This window comes from Pseudomonas sp. R3-41, assembly GCF_054161485.1.
In genome coordinates this window covers 6587727-6607529 of the sequence record NZ_CP096421.1, presented here as the reverse complement: position 1 = coordinate 6607529, position 19803 = coordinate 6587727, and the positions used below count along the sequence as shown (strand labels likewise).

General features: G+C 62.1%; 19 protein-coding genes. 10 read left to right on the top strand and 9 right to left on the bottom strand.

Features of this window, described 5'->3' with window-relative positions:
• The first annotated feature begins 68 nt into the window (after positions 1-68).
• The 3 genes from M1D99_RS28580 (at position 69) to M1D99_RS28570 (ending at position 3343) form a co-directional block, all read left to right on the top strand.
• Positions 69-473, top strand: a complete 405-nt coding sequence (locus tag M1D99_RS28580) for an RNA-binding S4 domain-containing protein (RefSeq protein ID WP_060739670.1) — start codon at positions 69-71, stop codon at positions 471-473.
• Positions 474-717: 244 nt separating this feature from the next.
• Positions 718-1620, top strand: coding sequence for an Hsp33 family molecular chaperone HslO (gene hslO, locus M1D99_RS28575; RefSeq protein ID WP_458131158.1), 903 nt, complete (start codon positions 718-720; stop codon positions 1618-1620).
• A gap of 178 nt (positions 1621-1798) precedes the next feature.
• Positions 1799-3343, top strand: coding sequence for a phosphoenolpyruvate carboxykinase (locus M1D99_RS28570; protein ID WP_458131157.1), 1545 nt, complete (start codon positions 1799-1801; stop codon positions 3341-3343).
• Between the two features lie 77 nt (positions 3344-3420).
• Here M1D99_RS28570 and M1D99_RS28565 read toward each other — a convergent pair whose 3' ends face one another.
• Entirely contained in the window at positions 3421-3774 is a 354-nt protein-coding gene (locus M1D99_RS28565) for a DUF1493 family protein (protein WP_458131156.1), read from the bottom strand.
• Here M1D99_RS28565 and M1D99_RS28560 point away from each other — a divergent pair.
• The 4 genes from M1D99_RS28560 (at position 3773) to M1D99_RS28545 (ending at position 7949) form a co-directional block, all read left to right on the top strand.
• A complete protein-coding gene (locus tag M1D99_RS28560) occupies positions 3773-4027 on the top strand; it encodes a hypothetical protein (RefSeq protein WP_458131155.1) in 255 nt (84 codons plus the stop codon). The two genes, M1D99_RS28565 and M1D99_RS28560, sit on opposite strands and share 2 nt — an antisense overlap.
• 195 nt (positions 4028-4222) lie before the next feature.
• Positions 4223-6151: a RecQ family ATP-dependent DNA helicase gene (locus M1D99_RS28555; RefSeq protein WP_458131154.1), complete on the top strand. Its 1929-nt coding sequence runs from the start codon at positions 4223-4225 to the stop codon at positions 6149-6151.
• Positions 6152-6260: 109 nt separating this feature from the next.
• Complete coding sequence (locus tag M1D99_RS28550; RefSeq protein ID WP_458131153.1) at positions 6261-7487, top strand: 3-hydroxyacyl-CoA dehydrogenase NAD-binding domain-containing protein; 1227 nt, start codon at positions 6261-6263, stop codon at positions 7485-7487.
• 42 nt (positions 7488-7529) lie between these two features.
• On the top strand, positions 7530-7949 hold the full coding sequence (locus M1D99_RS28545) for an acyl-CoA thioesterase (protein ID WP_458131152.1): 420 nt from the start codon (positions 7530-7532) through the stop codon (positions 7947-7949).
• A gap of 84 nt (positions 7950-8033) precedes the next feature.
• On the opposite strand, the gene M1D99_RS28540 is transcribed toward M1D99_RS28545, so the two are convergent.
• The 4 genes from M1D99_RS28540 to M1D99_RS28525 form a co-directional block, all read right to left on the bottom strand.
• Positions 8034-8519: a glycine zipper domain-containing protein gene (locus tag M1D99_RS28540; protein WP_053181061.1), complete on the bottom strand. Its 486-nt coding sequence runs from the start codon at positions 8517-8519 to the stop codon at positions 8034-8036.
• Between the two features lie 360 nt (positions 8520-8879).
• Positions 8880-11228, bottom strand: coding sequence for an FdhF/YdeP family oxidoreductase (locus M1D99_RS28535; RefSeq protein ID WP_458131151.1), 2349 nt, complete (start codon positions 11226-11228; stop codon positions 8880-8882).
• Positions 11225-12064, bottom strand: coding sequence for a formate dehydrogenase accessory sulfurtransferase FdhD (fdhD, locus tag M1D99_RS28530; protein WP_434573038.1), 840 nt, complete (start codon positions 12062-12064; stop codon positions 11225-11227). The genes M1D99_RS28535 and fdhD overlap by 4 nt, the downstream gene beginning before the upstream one ends.
• Before the next feature lie 93 nt (positions 12065-12157).
• Positions 12158-13045, bottom strand: a complete 888-nt coding sequence (locus M1D99_RS28525) for a LysR family transcriptional regulator (protein WP_186707291.1) — start codon at positions 13043-13045, stop codon at positions 12158-12160.
• A 133-nt stretch (positions 13046-13178) separates the two neighbouring features.
• Here M1D99_RS28525 and lysM point away from each other — a divergent pair, with 133 nt between their 5' ends.
• Positions 13179-13619: a peptidoglycan-binding protein LysM gene (lysM, locus tag M1D99_RS28520; protein WP_186707290.1), complete on the top strand. Its 441-nt coding sequence runs from the start codon at positions 13179-13181 to the stop codon at positions 13617-13619.
• A gap of 107 nt (positions 13620-13726) precedes the next feature.
• Here the strand turns inward: lysM and yrfG are convergent, their stop codons facing one another.
• The gene (yrfG, locus tag M1D99_RS28515; protein WP_186707289.1) at positions 13727-14389 is read right to left on the bottom strand and encodes a GMP/IMP nucleotidase; all 663 of its coding nucleotides are present in this window, start codon (positions 14387-14389) and stop codon (positions 13727-13729) included.
• An 88-nt stretch (positions 14390-14477) separates the two neighbouring features.
• Here yrfG and nudE point away from each other — a divergent pair, with 88 nt between their 5' ends.
• Both nudE and cysQ read left to right on the top strand, forming a co-directional pair.
• Entirely contained in the window at positions 14478-15044 is a 567-nt protein-coding gene (gene nudE, locus M1D99_RS28510; RefSeq protein WP_186707288.1) for an ADP compounds hydrolase NudE, read from the top strand.
• On the top strand, positions 15041-15868 hold the full coding sequence (gene cysQ / locus M1D99_RS28505; RefSeq protein ID WP_458131150.1) for a 3'(2'),5'-bisphosphate nucleotidase CysQ: 828 nt from the start codon (positions 15041-15043) through the stop codon (positions 15866-15868). Before nudE ends, cysQ begins: the two co-directional genes overlap by 4 nt.
• A 214-nt stretch (positions 15869-16082) precedes the next feature.
• Here the strand turns inward: cysQ and M1D99_RS28500 are convergent, their stop codons facing one another.
• From M1D99_RS28500 to M1D99_RS28490, 3 genes are read right to left on the bottom strand one after another with little or no spacing between them, the layout of a single operon-like run.
• Positions 16083-16538, bottom strand: a complete 456-nt coding sequence (locus M1D99_RS28500) for a YiiD C-terminal domain-containing protein (protein ID WP_186707286.1) — start codon at positions 16536-16538, stop codon at positions 16083-16085.
• Positions 16539-16575: 37 nt separating this feature from the next.
• Positions 16576-17967, bottom strand: a complete 1392-nt coding sequence (locus M1D99_RS28495; protein WP_458131149.1) for a sigma-54-dependent transcriptional regulator — start codon at positions 17965-17967, stop codon at positions 16576-16578.
• Complete coding sequence (locus M1D99_RS28490; RefSeq protein WP_434573030.1) at positions 17964-19772, bottom strand: sensor histidine kinase; 1809 nt, start codon at positions 19770-19772, stop codon at positions 17964-17966. The genes M1D99_RS28495 and M1D99_RS28490 overlap by 4 nt, the downstream gene beginning before the upstream one ends.
• Positions 19773-19803 lie beyond the last annotated feature (31 nt).

Sequence of the window (19803 nt, the reverse complement as noted above, 5' to 3'; positions counted from 1 at the left end):
GGCCGGATTCGTGCGCCCGACAAAAACGGTAGTACAGTTCCGGCTATTGGCAGAAAAGAGGAATGGCAGTGGCACAAAAAAAGGAAGAGGACGACAAGGTCCGTCTCGATAAATGGTTATGGGCGGCGCGATTCTACAAGACGCGGGCCCTGGCCAAGACCGCCATCGAAAGCGGCAAGGTCCATCACCGGGGAGAACGTTGCAAGCCGGGCAAGGAGCCACGTATCGGCGATGAGTTTGTCATCCGCACCGGGTTCGATGAAAAGACCGTGGTGGTCGAGGCCCTGTCGATCGTGCGGCGCGGCGCGCCTGAAGCACAGGCGCTGTATCGTGAAACCGAAGCCAGCATCGCCAAGCGCGAAGCCGCCGCCGCGCAACGCAAGGCCGGCGCCCTGGGGGTCAGCACCGACGGCAAACCGAGCAAGAAGCAGCGCCGGGACCTGTTCAAGTTTCATGGCAGCAACAACGAATAAAACGCCGGTCATGTCAGCCGTGGCGAGGGAGCTTGCTCCCGCTGGGCTGCGCAGCGGCCCCGAAATCTTGCGGTCGCTGCGCAACCGAGCGGGAGCAAGCTCCCTCGCCACAATGTGTCAGCCTACACATTCAGATGGGCGTCAGTCCCTTCCCGTCAGGCAAACCCAAGCCTTGCTTGGAACCCACCCTGAATGCCCCTAAAATGCCTGCCATCATTTGTCATCACTTCAGATACCAGACCCTATGACTGATTTACCGGATACCGACTACACCCAGCGTTTCATCTTCGATGACAGCGACGCCCGTGGCGAGCTGGTGGCGTTGGAGCGTAGCTACGCCGAAGTCCTCGCCAAGCACCCGTATCCGGAGCCGGTCGCACAAATGCTCGGCGAGCTGATGGCGGCCGCAGCGTTGCTGGTGGGCACCTTGAAGTTCGATGGCTTGCTGATTCTCCAGGCGCGCTCCGAAGGTCCGGTCCCGCTGCTGATGATCGAATGCTCCAGCGAGCGTGAGATCCGTGGCCTGGCCCGGTATGACGCCGAACAGATCGCGCCCGACGCCACCCTGGCCGACATGATGCCCAACGGCGTGCTGGCCCTGACGGTCGATCCGACCCAAGGCCAGCGTTACCAGGGCATCGTCGATCTGGACGGGGCGACCCTGGCTGAATGCTTCACCAACTACTTCGTCATGTCCCAGCAGACCAATACCCGCTTTTGGCTCTACGCCGACGGGCGGCGCGCGCGTGGTTTGCTGCTGCAACAGCTGCCTGCCGATCGCCTGCGTGACCCGGAAGAACGTAATGCTAGCTGGCAGCACATTACCGCTCTGGCCAGCACCTTGAGCGCCGATGAGCTACTGGGCCTGGACAACGAAACGGTGCTGCATCGCCTCTACCACGAGGAGCAGGTACGCTTGTTCGACGGCCAGCCGTTGCGCTTCCAATGCAGTTGCTCTCGTGAACGTTCCGGCAATGCGCTGGTCAGTCTGGGTCTGGAAGATGCGCAGCAACTGGTGATCGAGCATGGCGGCGCCATCGAAGTCGACTGCCAGTTCTGCAACGAACGCTACCTGTTCGACGCGGCGGACATCGCTCAATTGTTCGCCGGTGCGGGTGTCGACACACCGTCAGATACTCGACACTAAAACGGTTCAGCGCAGGTAAATCTCCTGGCAAACGCCGGATTTACGCCGTACTGACGGGAGGGCCCTACTCTTTTTGGGGTTTTCTGGCATAATCCGGCCCACTTTTTTCGGGTAGTAGTGCGCGACTTCCTACTACAAAACGTTTGGAGCACTCGGCCACGGGCCGACGGGGAATCTCATGACGCAAGCCAATAACGCCGTGTACACCGATCTGAGTGTCGATGATCTGGTCAAAGAAGCCCTGAATCGCGGTGAAGGCGAGCTTGCCGATACTGGCGCGCTGGTTGTCCGTACCGGTCATCGTACCGGTCGCTCGCCAGTCGACCGTTTCATTGTGGAAGAGCCAACCACCCAGGACGCCATCGCCTGGGGCCCGATCAACCGCAAGTTCCCGGCCGACAAGTTCGATGCCCTGTGGAGCCGCGTTGAAGCCTACCTGGGCGAGCGCGAGCGTTTTGTATCCCATGTGCATGTAGGCTCCGATCCTGCGCACTACCTGCCGGTCAAGATGACCACCGAGACGGCGTGGCACAACCTGTTCGGCCGTTGCCTGTTCATCAACCCCGAGCAGTACAACGCCGGTGGCAAGGACGAATGGCAGATCCTCAACGCGCCGAATTTCGTTTGCGAGCCTGAGCGCGACGGCACCAACTCCGACGGCACCGTGATCATCAACTTTGCGGCCAAGAAAGTGCTGATCGCCGGCATGCGCTACGCCGGTGAGATGAAAAAAGCCCTGTTCTCCGTGCAGAACTTCCTGCTGCCGGCTGTTGACGTGCTGCCGATGCACTGCGCCGCGAACATGGGCGAAGAGGGCGATGTGACCCTGTTCTTCGGCTTGTCGGGCACCGGCAAGACCACCCTGTCCGCCGATGAAAGCCGTTACCTGATCGGTGACGACGAGCACGGCTGGGGCGTGGGCGTGGTCTTCAACATCGAGGGCGGTTGCTATGCCAAGTGCATCGACCTGTCCGAGAAGAACGAGCCGGTCATCTGGAAAGCCATCCAGCACGGTGCCGTACTGGAAAACGTCGTTCTGGACCCCGTCACCAAGAAAGCCGACTACGCCGACGACAGCCTGACCCAGAACAGCCGCGCCGCCTACCCGCGTGAGCTGATCGAAAAACGCGCACCGAAAAACCTCGGTGGCGAGCCAAATGCCGTGATCTTCCTGACCTGCGACCTGACCGGCGTTTTGCCGCCGGTGTCGATCCTCAGCGAAGAACAAGCCGCCTACCACTTCCTGTCCGGCTACACCGCACTGGTGGGCTCGACCGAAATGGGTTCGGGCAGCGGCATCAAGTCGACTTTCTCCACCTGCTTCGGCGCCCCGTTCTTCCCGCGTCCAGCCGGTGAATACGCTGAGCTGCTGATCAAGCGCATCCGCGGTTTCGGCTCCAAGGTCTACCTGGTCAACACCGGTTGGACCGGTGGTGGCTACGGCGTCGGCAAGCGCTTCAACATCCCGACCACCCGTGCTGTGATCGCAGCGATCCAGAGCGGCGCGCTGATCGGTGCTGAAACCGAACACCTGGACATCATCAACCTGGACGTGCCGCTGGCAGTTCCAGGCGTCGAGACTGGCCTGTTGAACCCACGCAACACCTGGGCCGACAAAGCCGCCTACGACGAAGCCGCCAAGGCATTGGCCGGTCTGTTCACCGAGAACTTCAAGAAGTTCGACGTGAGCGACGCGATCAAGGCGGCAGGTCCACAGCTGTAAGGCTTGGTTGGTGAATAAAAAACCGCCCTTCAATGGGCGGTTTTTTTATGCATGGTTATTCGAGGCACCCCGATCAGCTAGGCCTCTTCCACTTCCCGCGTATCCCATCGCTGTGCCTTGATCGCCTTGTAAAGCATGCCGATGGTCAATGGCAGCTTGTTCCCCCGGCCCTTGGCCCTGCGCTTTTGAAACACATCGAATCCTTCAGGCTGGAAATAGCGATAGGCGTCGTAGTCGATGAACTCGATGGCGAATCGTTCCTCCACTGCTTCCATCAGATGCCGAGCGTCCGCGCCGTCACAACCCCAGTCGAGATTGATCGCGGTGTCCAGGCGAATCGTCTTGCGTTCAGGCAGGCCGATTTCTTCGTGGAGCAGCTCCATGAGCTGGCGCATGATGTGATCGTCAGGGAAGTCTGGGGCGAGGTGCATGGCGAGGTTTCCGGGGCGTTGGCGTGTGTTCGTCTGGAGGGAAAGTTTAGGGGGAATCGCTGGCCATTGGAAAAAGAAGAAAGATCAGCTTAAGAACATCGGCGGGTCGTTGCCGGCAAGCTTCGGCACGTTTGCCCTGGATCGGACTATGCCGGTTTCCCTTGGTGCTGCTGCCAGCGCTGCTGCAGAGCAGGTGCCTGAAATTGAACGATTGGCCTCATTGAGTTTCCGCAGGGGCTGGATCTTTATTTAACGTCTTATGACTGAACGCCAAGCTCAAACGGTCAGTTATCAAACGTCTTCGCGCTTGCGTTGCCTCTTGAGTCGATCCGCGTCGCGACCATTCAGGCTGTATCATCCCGTATCGATTCGACCCCGACCTTTTCTCGACTCGCCGCATTGTCCCGCTAGGCTTTGGGCATCGCAGCAGTCAAAGGAGCGACCGCGCATGCACAGCACCCTGGAAGAGGTTTTCGGTTATCCACAGTTTCGTCCCGGTCAGGAGGCGGTCATCGGTGCCGTACTGGCCGGTCGGTCGGCGGCGGCCATCTTTCCCACCGGATCGGGCAAGTCCCTGTGTTATCAATTGTCGGCCCTGCTCTTGCCGCACCTGACGCTGGTGGTCTCACCGTTGCTGGCGTTGATGCAGGACCAGTTGGCGTTCCTCCAGCGCCACGGCATCGCGGCGGCCAGCATCGATTCGGCCCAGAGCCGTGACGAAGCCAACGACGCCATGGCGCGGGCCCGTTCAGGTGAGTTGAAGATCCTGATGGTTTCCGTGGAGCGCCTGAAGAACGAGCGCTTTCGCAATTTCCTCCAGCAGGTGCCGATCTCGTTGTTGGTGGTGGACGAGGCCCACTGCATTTCGGAATGGGGGCATAACTTCCGACCTGATTACCTCAAGCTTCCCGATTACCAGCACCAGTTCAATATTCCCCAGGTATTGCTGCTGACGGCCACCGCGACACCCAAGGTCATCGCCGATATGCAGGCGAAATTCGCCATCGCTGCCGTCGATGTGGTGACGACCGGTTTCTACCGACCGAACCTCAATCTGCTGGTCGAGCCCGTGCGCGGTGCCGACAAGCGCGCGCGACTGGTGCAGTGGTTGGGCGAGCGTGCCGGGCAGCCGAGCATCGTCTACGTCACCTTGCAGCGAACCGCCGAGCAGATCGCTGAGCACTTGGGGCGGCACGGTATCCAGGCCGAGGCCTATCACGCCGGTTTGCCTCATGAACAGCGCGAAACCATCCAGCGGCGATTCATGGGCGGCCAATCCAATTGCATCGTCGCGACCATCGCCTTTGGCATGGGCATCGACAAGAGTGATATCCGCAACGTCGTGCATTTCGACTTGCCCAAGTCCATCGAAAACTACAGCCAGGAGATCGGCCGCGCCGGACGGGACGGGAAGCCCTCCGATTGCCTGGTGCTGGCCAACCGCGACAGCCTCAACGTGCTGGAAAACTTCGTGTATGGCGATACGCCGGAGCTTACCGGCATTCGTTGCGTGCTCGATGAATTGAAGGCCGCGGCAGCCGACGGGCAGTGGGAATTCTTGTTGGGACCGCTGGCGGACCAGAGCAACATCCGGCAACTGCCGCTCAAGACGCTGCTGGTCCAGTTGGAATTGCGCCGGCTGATCGCGCCGCGTTATGCCTATTTCGCGGAGTATCGCTTCAAGTTCCTGACCGAGCCGCACGAGCTGCTGGAGCGCTTCGAAGGCGAGCGACGGGACTTCGTCGCGGCCATCATCCAAACCTCCAGTCGCGCCCGGAGTTGGGCCACGGTGGATTTTGACGGGATGTACCAGCAGTATCGCGCCGAGCGTAATCGGGTGGTGAAGGCGCTGGATTATTTCCAGGAAAAGGGCTGGATCGAGCTGGAAAGCAAACAGATGACCGAGGTGTACAGCGTGCTGGAAGCGGATCTGGATGCGCAGGTCTTAAGCGCCGAGCTACACGCCTACTTCACCCGGCACGAACACGGTGAGATCGCGCGGATCCACGCCATGCTCCAATTGTTTGCCACTGACCGTTGTCTGGGGCATCGCTTGGCGGAGTACTTCGGCGACGACAATGCGCCCCGCCAGTGCGGTCATTGTTCGGTGTGCCATGGGCATGTTGCTCGCCTGCCGGAGCCGCCCGTGTTGCCGGCGCTTGTGGATAAAAATTTCGAGGCGCTGTGTGGCGATTTTATCCACAAGCATGAGCAGCACAGCGGCAGCGTGCCGTCTGCCGAGCGCCTCACCCGGTTCCTGTGCGGAATCAGCGTGCCGCTGTTCACCCGTTTGAAGGCACGGAAGATCCATGGATATGCCGCATTGGAAACCTATCCATACGCTGAAGTTCGCCAGTGGGCCCAAGCGCACCTGTGAGCTGCATCCATCCGCTGAATGCCCCTCATCACACGAATAAATTTCAAAAACATTCGTTGGCTGACTAAGGTGAAGGCTGTCTTCGGATCGCCAAAACAAGAGAGCAGACATGAGCCAGACACCCTTCGATATTCAGCGCGCCGCGGTGGTCGGTGCAGGCACCATGGGTCGGGGCATCGTGATGTGCCTGGCCAATGCCGGCGTGGCGGTGCAATGGGTCGACAACAATCCGCAAATGCTCGAGCAAGCGTTGGCCGCCGTAGCCGAGACCTACGCCCATGGCGTGCGCCAGGGCCGTATCGACCAGGGTGAGGCGGATGCGCGGATCGCCCGGGTGACGCGGGCACAGGATTACGCGGCGATCCGCGACGTGGACCTGGTGATCGAGGCGGTCTACGAAAACCTGGAGCTCAAGCAGACTATCTTTCGCGAGCTGGACGGCCTGCTGAAGCCCGAGGCGATCCTGGCGAGCAATACGTCGGCACTGGACATCGATGCCATCGCCGCTGTCACTCGCAGGCCAGCCCAAGTCCTGGGCCTGCATTTCTTCAGCCCGGCGCACATCATGAAGCTGCTGGAAATCGTCCGCGGTGCGCAAACCTCCAAAGCGGTTCTGGACGCGGCCTTGGTGCTGGGCAAGCGCATGGGCAAGGTCAGCGTGATATCGGGCAACTGCCATGGTTTCATCGGTAACCGGATGCTTCACCCGTATGTGCTGGAAGCGCGCAAGATGCTGCTGGAGGGGGCGTTCCCCTACCAGGTGGATGCGGCGTTGCAAGGCTTCGGCTTCGCCATGGGGCCGTTCCGCATGTACGACGTGGTCGGCATCGACCTGGAATGGCGTGCCCGTGAGCTGGCGGGTAAAGGCCAGGACGCGCCTGAGGTGCAGGTGGACAACCGTTTGTGTGAACTGGGGCGGTTCGGCCAGAAAAGCGGCAATGGGTACTATCATTACGAGCCGGGCAGCCGACAGGCCGAGCATGACGTCGACGTCGATGCGCTGGTGCTGCGGGTCAGCGAAGCGCTGGGGTTCCAGCGCCGCGAGGTCGGCCCGGAGGAAATCCTTGAGCGCTGCTTGCTGGCGCTGGTCAACGAGGGGGCGAAGATCCTGCAGGAAGGCATTGCCGAGTCGGCCCACGACATCGACCTGGTCTATCTCAATGGCTACGGCTTTCCCGCGGACAAGGGCGGGCCGATGGCCTGGGCCGACGGGCAGGGGCTGGAAGCTATCCACGAGCGCCTGCTGGAGCTCGAAACGAAGCAGGGCGACCAGTGGCAGCCCGCGCGCCTGATCGGCGAACTGGCGGCGCAGGGCAAGGGGTTCGCGAGCCGGTAGGCCGTCATCCTGAAGTCATTGAACAACCATGAAGAGCACTTAATGCCCCAACGTAGCGAATACCCACACTTGCAACCCATCACCACGCGTTGGCACGATAACGATGTGTACGGTCACGTCAACAACGTCACTTACTACAGCTTCTTCGATACCGCCGTGAATACCTATCTGATCGAGGTCGGTGGCCTGGATATCCATGACGGAGAGGTGGTGGGGTTCGTGGTGAGTTCGGCCTGCGACTACTTTGCCTCGATCGCCTTTCCAGACCGGATTGAAATCGGCCTGCGGGTCGGCAAGTTGGGCAGCAGTTCGGTGCAGTACGAGCTGGCGGTGTTCAAGGCCGGCGAGGAAGAGGCCTGCGCGGCGGGGCGTTTTGTCCACGTATTCGTGGATCGGGCATCGAATCGGCCGGTGGCGATTCCGGATCGGCTGCGTGGGGCGATGGAGCGTTTGGTGATCTGAAACGAAAATCGCAGCCTCCGGTCAGGCTCTGTGAAGAGCTGCCAAAGGCTGCGATCTTTTACCGGCGGATATCAAAGCCAGCGATCAATCGTCGTAATAACGATGTTTATGCTTGTGCTTGCGATGTCCATAGGCATGGCCGCGACCCGGATGGCCGTCACGGTAGTAGCGGCGGTCGCCACGGCGGCCGTCATAACGGCGGTCATCGTCATCGTCCTTGCCCATGTAGTTACCCAGGGCGCCACCGGCGCCACCGCCCGCTGCCGCACCGATCAGGCTGCCGGTGCTGCCGCCGACGCTACGGCCGACCACGTTGCCGCCGGCCGCACCCAGCGCGCCGCCGATTGCCGCTTCGCCGCGGCTGTGTCTGTCTGCACCGACTGCACTACCGCCTGCACCGCCCAGCGCCGCGCCGATAGTGGAACCGGTATTGCCGCCCAGGGACTGGCCGACGACCGAACCCAAAACCCCGCCTAATGCGCCGCCCACACCTGCTTCGGCAGTACCACCGGCGGAAGCGATGCCACTGGCCAGGCTAAGGGACAACAAGAGAATGGAGGAGAACTTCATAGAGGAGCCTCAAAGGGATGACGGCGCGATCCTGAGGCTGGCTTCGCTTGCTTACAATCGAAATCCGACGAGTAGCACGACTTGTGCACAATTCTCTAAGTTATTGTTTTTCGGTGGGAACTTAAGGTGAATTGGCCGGTCTTTAGCTACTTGAGACAGGCCGTTTTCCATGGGGAACGGCCTTTTTTGTGCCCGTTCGAAAAGTCGTTTGTGGCGAGGGAGCTTGCTCCCGTTGGGGCGCGAAGCGGCCCTGAAGCTTAGCATCTCGGCGTTTCAGGTGAATGGATGGAAGGGGCTGCTACGCAGCCCAGCGGGAGCAAGCTCCCTCGCCACACGACCACCATGATCCAAAAGGTTGTATCAAGCCGACTTGGCCAGGATCAGTCCGTTCTTACTCGCCGCTTCCAGGCGGATCGCGACGAATTTCGACGTCGGCGTATGGCTGCCATCACCGGTGCTTTCCAGCGGTACCAGCGGGTTCACTTCAGGGTAGTAGGCCGCAGCCTGCCCGGCCGGAATGTCGAACGCCAGCAAGGTAAACCCCTTGACCCGACGCTCGCGACCGTCTTCCCAGAGCGAGACGATGTCAGCTTTCTGCCCCGGCTTGAAGCCCAGGCGAATGATGTCCGCTTCGTTGACGAACAACACGTCGCGCTGGCCCTTTACACCGCGATAGCGGTCGTCGAGGCCGTAAATGGTGGTGTTGTACTGATCGTGGGAACGCATGGACTGCATGATCAGGTCGGGCAACTGGCCGGTGGCACGGGTGCGCTCATGCACGAGGTCGGTCGGCAACCGGTTCGGCTTGAAGTTGGCGCGGCCCGACGGGGTGTTCCAGCGTCGCGAGCCGGCGCTGTTGCCCAGGTAGAATCCGCCGGGGTTCTTCAGCTTTTCGTTGAAGTCCTTGAAGCCGGGGACGGTCTCGGCGATCAGGTCGCGAATGCGGCTGTAGTCGGCCACCAGCCAGTTCCAATCCACCGGGCGGCTACCCAGCGTGGCGGCGGCGATACCGGCGACGATCCACGGTTCCGAGCGCATCTGGTTCGACAGCGGCTGCAACTGACCCATGGAGGCATGCACCATGCTGAAGGAGTCCTCCACGGTCACCGCTTGCGCCCCTTCGGTCTGCAGGTCGATGTCGGTGCGGCCCAGGCACGGCAGGATCAGCGCGTCCTTGCCGTGGGCCAGGTGGCTGCGGTTGAGCTTGGTGCTGATCTGCACTGTCAGATCGCAATTGGCCAGGGCCTGGAAGGTGCGGTGGCTGTCCGGCGTGGCTTGGGCGAAGTTGCCGCCCAGGGCGATGAACACTTTCGCCTGGCCGTCGGCCATGGCGTGGATCGCCTCGACCACGTTGTGGCCGTTCTCACGCGGAACCTTGAACTGGAAGCGCCGCTCCAGCGTGTCGAGGAACGCCACTGGCGGACGTTCGTTGATGCCCATGGTCCGGTCGCCCTGCACGTTGCTGTGGCCGCGGACCGGGCACAGGCCTGCGCCTGGCCGGCCAATGTTGCCGCGCAGCATCATCACGTTGGCGATTTCCTGGATGGTCGCCACCGAGTGACGGTGCTGGGTGATGCCCATCGCCCAGCACATGATCACGTTCTTGCTTCTGGCGTACATGCGCGCCGCCTGTTCGATTTCGACCAGGGTCAGGCCCGATTGCTCGACGATCTGCGCCCACGGTGTATCGTCGACCGCCGCCAGGTAATCCAGCACGTTGGCACTGTGTTCGTTGAGGAACGCGTGGTCGAACACGGCCGGCGCACCGCTGTCCTGCGCCTCCCGCTCCCATTGCAGCAGGAACTTCGCCATGCCGCGCAAGATCGCCATGTCACCACCCAGGGCCGGGCGGAAATACGCGGTGTTGGTCGGCTTATTGCCGTTGGTGAGCATTTCGATCGGGCTCTGCGGATGCTGGAAGCGCTCCAGGCCACGCTCCTTGAGCGGGTTGATGCAGATCACTTGGGCGCCGCGCTTCACCGCCTCGCGCAGTGGTTCGAGCATTCGCGGATGATTGGTGCCAGGGTTCTGGCCCCAGACGAAAATCGCGTCGGCGTGCTCGAAGTCGTCGAACGTCACTGTGCCCTTGCCCACGCCCACGCTCTGGGCCAGCGCTACGCCGCTGGCCTCGTGGCACATGTTCGAGCAGTCAGGGAAATTGTTGGTGCCATAGGCGCGTACGAACAGTTGATACAAATAGGCCGCTTCGTTGCTGGCCCGGCCCGAGGTGTAGAACTCGGCCTGGTTGGGGCTGGACAGCCCCTGCAGGTGCTTGCCAACCAGGGCGAACGCCGCTTCCCAACTGATGGGCTTGTAGCGGTCGGTTTCGGCGTCGTAGCGCATTGGCTCGGTCAGGCGACCTTGGTATTCGAGCCAGTAGTCGCTCTGTTCCAGCAGCGAGGTCACGCTGTGTCTGGCGAAAAATGCGGCATCGACACGGCGCTTGGTAGCCTCCCAGTTCACGGCCTTGGCGCCGTTCTCGCAGAACTTGACCATGCCGCTTTCCGGCGAGTCGCCCCAGGCACAACCTGGGCAGTCAAAACCGCCGTTCTGGTTGGTCTTGAGCATCATGCGGATGTTCTTCAGCGCGTTGTCGCTGGTCAACCAGGCCTGAGCGACACTGATCAGCGCACCCCAACCACCGGCCGGGCCCTTGTAGGGCTTGTAGCGTGGTACGGGTTTCTGGTCGGCTTGTTGATGATTGCTCACGCTTGTTTCTCCATCGCAGGGCTGTAGACCCGCGGCGCACTTTTTTGCGGCAGGTGGATGAGGTTGAGGTTGTGTTGACGGGCCCATTGCACGGCGAGGCCCGTGGGCGACGACAGGCTGACCAGGGTCTGGATGCCGGCGCGCAGTACTTTCTGGATCAGTTCGAGGCTGCAACGGCTGGTGACGATCGCCACGCCACCGGCCACCGGGATTTGTTGCCGGATCAGCGCGCCGATCAGTTTGTCGAGGGCGTTGTGCCGACCAATGTCTTCGCGGCCCAGGAGCAACTCACCCTGGGCATTCATGAACAAGGCTGCATGCACCGCGCCGCAATGTTGGCCCAAGGGCTGGAACTGACCGATACGGTCACGCAGGCCATCGAGCCATTGCGCGGCAGGCAAGGGCGCGCCGGGCAGCACCTTGAGGTTGGGCAAGGCCTGTTCCACCGCTTCCACACCGCACAACCCGCAGCCACTGGTGCCCGCTAACTGCCGGCGTTGCTGCTTGAGGTTCCAGAAGGCGCGGTTGGCGATGGTTACCTGGGCGTAGTGCGCGGCACCGGTGCCGCTCAGTTGCAGGTCGTAGATGTCCGATGAGTCTTCAATGATGCCGCTGCCGAGGCTGAAGCCGACGATGAAGTCTTCAAGGTCGGTGGGCGTGACCAGCATGACCGCCTGGCTAATGCCGTTATAGGCAATCGCCAGCGCCACTTCCTCGGCCAGCGCGGTGCTGTCCGATTGGGCGTGGTCCAGATTGCAGTAGCGATAGCTCTGGCTGGCGGCCGGCGCGGATGTTTCCATCGCAGGCGCTGGACTGACCGGAGGCTTGTCGTTCATAGGCATCACTGAAAGTAGGAATAGTGCTAAGACTAAATGCGGCAATCTGCCACGTCTAATCGCTATTACTGATCTTCCAATAGATGACGTCGATCAAGAAGTCGTCGCTGATTTCTGATAGAGGGCAAAACAGGCCTCGGCCAACGCCGAGCGGGGGGCACCGCGCCGCATGATCAGGCCCAGCGAAACCAACGTCTGGGCGTTTTCAATGGGCTGGATGCGCAAGTCTTCGGTCAGGACATTAAGGCCGCTGTCCAGGGGCATCACCGCGCAACACAAGCCCCCATGCACAGCTTGTAACAATTGATGCACCGCGTCGGTTTGCAACAGCGGTTGGGGCGTCAGACCCCGGCTGTGGAAATTGTGATCAATGGACTGGCGAAAATGCATGCCGCTGGTGAGCATGCCCAGCGGCAGTTCGATCAACGCTTCCCAGCTCAGCGGTTGTTCACCGAAAAAGAAATACCGCTGGTCGTAAAGCAAGCCCATGCGGGTGGGGCTGAAGGGCAGGGCCTCGAAGCGTTCATTGTCCAGCCGCTCCAAGTAGGAAATGCCCAGGTCGATGCGGTTGTTCGCCAACTGTTCGAGGATGCGTTCGGAACTCAGGGACGACAATTCGAAACGCAGGCTGGGGTGTTCGGTGTGCAAGCGCTGCATCATCGCCAGCGGGTCGAAGTCCGACAACGGCACCACGCCCAGGCGCAGCGTACCCACCAGGTTGCCGCGGCAGGCCGCTGCTTCGGCCTGCAGCCCGTCATAAGCCGCCAGCACCGTGCGTGCCCAGGCCAGCACCCGTTCCCCCGGCGCGGTAAAACCTTCAAAGCGCTGGCCGCGGTTGACCAATGGCAAGTCGAGTTCTTCTTCAAGGCTGCGCAGGCGCATCGACAACGTCGGCTGGGTGATATGGCAACGTGCGGCGGCTTGGCCGAAGTGACGGGTTTCGTCCAGCGCGATGAGAAATTTCAGCTGCTTGATGTCCATCTTCGCTCCAGGGCGCGGGAAGATTCGGATTCTAGCGCTTGCGCGTGGCGGGGTCATTGGTCGGCTGGGAACCGGGTTCGTCTCGCCTGGTCTAGTCTTTGCGTCTGGACACTTAAATCAAGGAGCATGTGCCATGAGTATCTTTAGCTTTGTGAAGGAAGCCGGTGAAAAGCTGATCGACCTGCTGACCCCCGGTAACGCCAATGCCAGCGAACAACTGAAAGAGCACATTGCAAAGGTCGGCCTGGGTAATCCGAATGTACAGGCGACCATCGAGGGCGACAAAGTCATCGTCACAGGTGAAGTGGCGAGCCAGGAAGAGAAGGAAAAAATCCTGTTGGCGGTGGGTAATATCGCCGGTGTCGGTAGCGTAGACGACCAGATCACCGTGACTGGCCCAGTGGCACAAGCGGCGCGTTTCGTGACTGTGAAGAAGGGGGACACCCTCAGCGCCATCTCCAAGGCCGAGTACGGCGACGCGAACAAGTACAACAAGATCTTCGAGGCCAACAAGCCGATGCTGTCGCATCCGGACAAGATCTATCCGGGGCAGGTGCTGCGTATCCCTGAATAACTGGTCCCTTGTGGCGAGGGAGCTTGCTCCCGCTGGGCTGCGAAGCGGCCCCAATGCGTCTGCTGCGCAGCCGAGCGGGAGCAAGCTCCCTCGCCACACTGATCCTGTCAAAGCCCTTCGATCAACTCCCGATAATCCGTCACCGCCTCGAACTCCCCCGTATCCTTCGGCCCCTTGCGACTGTCCGGCTCGCTGACCGCCAGCAGGTGCGCCACGCCGAAATCCCGGGCGCTGCGCAACACCGGGAGGGTGTCGTCGATGAACAGGCTGCGGGCCGGGTCGAAGTTCAGGTCGGCTTGCAATGCGTCCCAGAACTGCGGATTTTCCTTGGGGAAGCCGTAGTCGTGGGAGCTGATCAAACGCTCGAAGTAGGGAGCCAGTTCGATGCGTTCGAGCTTCAGCGACAACGAATCGCGGTGAGCGTTGGTGATCATCACCACGCGTTTGCCGGCGCGCTGAATCGCGGCCAGGAACGTATCGGCGTCCGGGCGCAAGGCGATCAGGTGGGCGGTTTCCAACTTCAGTTCGCGCACCGGCAGTTTCAGCTCGGCGCTCCAGAAATCCAGGCAATACCATTGCAACTGGCCGGCGTTGCGCTCGAACAATGGCTGCAGCTCCATCTCGGCCATCGCCCGGCTCACACCATGCAGGTCGGCGTAGCGCTGGGGCAGGTGTTCGAGCCAGAAGTGGTTGTCGTAATGCAGGTCCAGCAGGGTGCCGTCCATGTCCAGCAGAACCGTATCGATCTCATGCCAGGGCAGCAAGGCCATAAAACTTCTCCAGCGGTCATCGGATATCCGACACAAACAATCAGAATAGGCCGGGTATAGTAGCCCGCTATCGCCCAGGGAGCCGTTTATGCGCCAGAAACCCACCATACTCGATCGCCGGATCGTCGCTACCAGCCGCCTGTTCTGTGTGGAAGAACTGAAATTGCGGTTTTCCAACGGTGTGGAGCGCACTTATGAGCGTCTGGCGAGCAAAGGGGCGGGCTACGGCGCGGTGATGATCGTGGCGATGCTCGACGCCGACCATGCGGTGCTGGTGGAAGAGTATTGCGGTGGCACCGATGCTTACGAGTTGTCCCTGCCCAAGGGCTTGATCGAGCCAGGGGAAGATGTACTGGCGGCGGCCGAGCGGGAGCTCAAGGAAGAGGCCGGTTTCGGGGCGCGACAGTTGGAACATCTGACCGAGTTGTCGCTGTCCCCCGGCTACATGAGCCAGAAGATCCAAGTGGTGCTGGCGACCGATTTGTATGAAGAGCGCCTGGAGGGCGACGAGCCCGAGCCGATGCGCGTGGACAAGGTCAACCTGCACGAGCTGTCGGCCCTGGCGCAAAACCCGCAATTCACCGAGGGCCGGGCCTTGGCGGCGCTGTACTTGGCCCGTGACCTGCTGGCCCAGCGTGGAGCATTCCTGTCATGACATTTCCTCATTCGCTGATGGCCCCGGTGGTCGAGCTGGCGCTCAAGGCCGGCGAGGCGATCCTGCCGTTCTGGCGCGCCAACGTGTTGGTCAACCACAAGGCCGACGAGTCGCCGGTGACCGCTGCCGACATGGCGGCCCATGATGTGATCGTGGCCGGGCTGGCGGCGCTGGCCCCGGACATTCCAATCCTTTCCGAAGAAGACGCCGATATTGCGCAAAGCGTGCGGGCCGGCTGGCAACGCTGGTGGTTGGTGGACCCGTTGGACGGCACCAAGGAATTCATTTCCGGCAGCGAGGAATTCACCGTCAACATCGCCTTGGTAGAGCAGGGGCGTGTGGTGTTCGGCGTGGTGTCGATGCCCACCAATGGTCGTTTCTACGTGGGTGGCGCCGGGCTGGGTGCCTGGCGTGGTGACAAGGGGGGCGTACCTTTGCCTATCGCGGTACGTGACGCAGTGGCGCCGGGCGAGGCGTTCACCGTGGTCGCCAGTCGCCGGCACACCAGCCCGGAGCAGGAGCGCCTACTCAATGGTTTGAGCGCGAGCCTGGGCGAATTGCAACTGACCAGTATTGGCAGCTCGTTGAAGTTTTGCCTGGTGGCCGAAGGCGCGGCGGATTGTTATCCACGGTTGGCGCCAACCTCCCAGTGGGACACCGCCGCCGCCCAGGGGGTATTGGAAGGTGCGGGAGGCGCGGTGCTGGATTTGAGCGGCGAGCCGTTCTGTTATCCACCGCGTGAGTCGCTGTTGAATGCGTCGTTCCTGGCGTTGCCGGCGAAAGCGGCGTGGCGTGCAAAGGTGTTGGAGCTTGCTCGTTCCTGAACCCCTATCGGATTCTTGTGGCAAAAGCTTTTTGTCTGGCAAGAGTGCTTTTTGTGGCGAGGGAGCTTGCTCCCGCTGGGTTGCGAAGCAGCCCCTGCTTTGGCGGTTGCTGCGCAACCGAGCGGGAGCAAGCTCCCTCACCACAGGGGCTACCCCACCCTCCAATCCAGGTCACAGGGGCTACCCACCCCTACAATCCAAGCCATGTGCTGTTTCAGCGGTGCAACACGTATTGCCCCTCGAACTGTACCGCCACGTCCTCGCTCCCGCTGTTCATCACCTGGGTCTGCAAGGCCAGCCGCGCCCGTCCGTAACGCCGGTAGGTGGCCAGGAAGCGTTTCCAGAGCTTTTCCTCAGGCGCTTGGCAGACAACGGCCGCATCGCGGGTCACCGGCAACGGATAACTGATCTGCCCTTCTTGAATCACGATATGCCCGTCTTCAATGCCTTCCTCGCGCAGGGCCAGGTGCAGCCAGCCCCAGCCACCGAGTACGGCGCCGCAGTACAGGCTACCGCCGAACATGGTGCTCTTGTGGTTGACGTTGGCCGCCAGCGGCAAGGACAGGCGCAGTTGCCGGGCCTGCCAATCGAGCACCTTGAGGCCCATGTCCCGGGTCAAGGGGATATCGTGGTGCAGGATCGATTCCAGGTAACGGCTGTCGCGGTTCATTGCGGGGCCTCTTGCTTGGCAGGGTAGTGACGATAATTCAATCGGATTCATCGGCCGACCCCTGGCTGCTGTCGCCGAAGGTCAGGCCATGCTTGCGCAACTTGTCGTGCAGGGTCTTGCGGGGAATGCCCAAGGCCTCGGCCAGGCTGCGCACCGAGCTGTGGGGGCGGGCCAATTCGGCGGCGATGAGGGTTTTCTCGAAGTTTTCCACCTGCTCGCTTAAGCCACCGCTGACCAGTTCCACCGGTGCCCCAGGGTTGCCGTCGGGCGCGCTGTTGTCCAGGGCCAGCTCCAGGCCCAGGGCAAAGCGTTCTGCGGCGTTCTGCAGTTCTCGCACATTGCCCGGCCAGCTGTGGCGCAGCAGCAACGCCCGGTGCGCCGGCTGTAATTCGTGGGGCGGCAGGCCATGTCGGGCACTGGCTTCGTTGGCGAAATGCTGGAACAGCATCAGCGCATCCTCGCCCCGTTCGCGCAACGGCGGTATGCGCAGCGGCGCGACGTTGAGGCGGTAATACAGGTCGGCGCGAAAACGCCCCTGGTCGGCGGCCTGGCGCAGGTCTTCCTTGGTCGCGGCGATGACACGGATATCCAGGGGAATCTGTTGATTGCCGCCCAGCCGCTCCACCACGCGCTCTTGCAGCAGACGCAGCAGCTTGACCTGGACATCCAGGCTCATGCTCTCGATTTCATCCAGGAACAGCGTGCCGCCGTTGGCGAACTCGAACTTGCCGATGCGGCGTTTCTGCGCGCCGGTAAAAGCACCGGGTTCGTGGCCGAACAGTTCGCTCTCCACCACCGACTCTGCCAGGGCACCGGCGTTGATCGCCACGAAGGGGCCGTTGCGCCGGCCGGAGAGGTCGTGCAAGGCGCGGGCGACCACCTCCTTGCCGGCGCCGGTTTCACCGAGGATCAGCACGTCGGCACGGGTGGCGGCCAGCGCACCGATCTGCTCGCGCAGGCGCAGCATTGGGGTCGATTGGCCGACCAGGCGGGCACTGAGTTCATGGCGATCGCTCAGGGCCAGGCGCAGGCTGCGGTTGTCCAGCACCAGGCGGCGCAAGGCCAGGGCGCGGCGTACGCTGTCGAGCAGATGATCGCTGGCGAACGGTTTTTCCAAGAAGTCGTAGGCCCCGGCGCGCATCGCCTGCACCGCCAGCGGCACATCACCGTGGCCGGTAATCAGCAGCACCGGCAGTTCCGGGTCTTGCGCCTGGAGTTCGCCCAGCAGTTCGAGGCCGTCCATGCCCGGCATGCGAATATCACTGACCACCACCCCCGGCCAGTCACGGGACAGTTGCCCGGCCACGCCCTTGGCTTCGGCCAGGGGCAGGATTTTCAGGCCGGCCAGGTCGAGGGTCTGGCTCAAGGCCTGACGCAGATGGGGATCGTCATCGATCAGCACCACCTCAATCCGGTTGTCGATGGTCATACACTTCGGTCCTCGGACGGTTGCAGGCTCACCCCGGGCGCACCGGCGCGCAGCTTCAGGGTAATCAGGGCGCCGCCTTCCTTGTGGTTGGCGAACGACAATTCGCCGCCAAAGGCGCGCATCAGGGTGTCGCAGATCGCCAGCCCGAGGCCAAGGCCCTGGGTGCGCGTCTTGGTGGTGTAGAAAGGCTCGCCGGCGCGGCCCAAGGCTTCCATGCAAAACCCTGGACCGTTATCACGGATGTACAGGTTGGCGCCGGTGTCGGTGGCCTGGGCACTGATCCAGAGTTTGCGCGGCGGGCCCTTCTCGGTGAGCGCATCGAGGGCGTTGGCCAGCAGGTTGCCGAGTACCTGGCGCAGGCGGGTTTCGCCGGCCTCGACCCACAGCGTGGCGGCCGGCAAGTCGCGGATCAGCTCCACTTCCATGCTGCGCCGGCGTTTGGCGAGCAGCGCCAGGGCATCGTCCAGCGCCGGCTGCAGGGCGACGCTTTCCGGGGCATGACGGTCGCGACGGGCGAAAGCGCGCAGGTGGGCGATGATCGATGCCATGCGCCCGGTCAGTTCGCTGATCAACTTGAGGTTGCCGCGGGCGTCTTCGGTGCGTTGGTGGTCAAGCAGGATCTCGGCGTTTTCCGCGTAGCTGCGAATCGCCGCCAGTGGCTGGTTGAGCTCGTGGCTAATGCTCGCCGACATGGTGCCCAGGGCCGACAGCTTGCCGGCCTGCACCAGGTCATCCTGGGCCCGGACCAATTCCTGCTGGGCCTGCTCGCGCTCCAGCACTTCTTGTCTCAGTCGCCGGTTCAGTCCTTCCAGGTCGCTGGTCCGTTCGGCCACCCGGCCCTCCAGCTCCTGGCGGGCCTTGGCTTCGAAGGCGATCCGGTCCAGATAGTGGCGCCGGCGTTGCATCATCAACCCGAGCAACAGCATCAACACCAGCAAGGCCGCGCCACCGGTGGCAACCACGGTACGCACGGGACGGTCGATCAGCGTGCGCGGGGCGAGGATGCTCACGCTCCAGCCGGTTTCTTCGATGGATTGGGTCTGGGGCAGCCAGGCGTTGGCATCCAGGTTCAGCGGCTTGGGGTCGCGGGTTGGATAAGGTTGTACCGCGCTGATGGCCTTGCGCTCGTCGTCGCTGAGCGGCCGGGTCGCGCGAAAGCGCCATTCCTGGCGCGACGTGAGAATGACCACGCCGTTGTGGTCGGTCACCAGCAATTGTTCCGGGGTCTTGCCCCATAGGCTTTCGGTGTGGTCGAGGTCGACCTTGACCACCAGCACGCCGATGACTTTTTCGCGGTCGTGCACGGCGGCCGCGAAGAAATAACCGCGCTTGGCCGACGTCGTGCCCAAACCGAAGAAACGCCCCAGGCGCCCGGCCATGGCTTCGATGAAGTACGGCCGGAAGGCGAAATTGCGCCCGACGAAGCTGTCGTGTTTGTCCCAGTTCGACGCGGCCAGCGTCTTGCCGGAAGGGTCCATCAGGTACATGACTTCTGCGCCTGTCTGGGCGCTGATGTTTTTCAGCAGCCGGTTGGCGTTGCCTTGGGTGACGCCGTCGTCCGGGGCCGACAGGGTGGCGCGCAAGGCCGGCAGCTCGCCGAGGATCTGTGGCAACACTTCATAGCGGTGCAGCGTGCCCAGCAGGTTGGCGACGTAAAGGTCCAGGGTCTGGCGGTTCTGGCCGGCCAGCTCACTGCGGTAATAACGCTCGGCCAGGTGCTCCAACGGCCACAGCAACGGCGCCAGGCACAGCGCGAGCAAGGCCAGGCTGCGCCAACGGGGTCTGCGAGGAAGGGTGGAATTCATGAACATGGGGCGCCTGTGGTGTCAGGCGTAT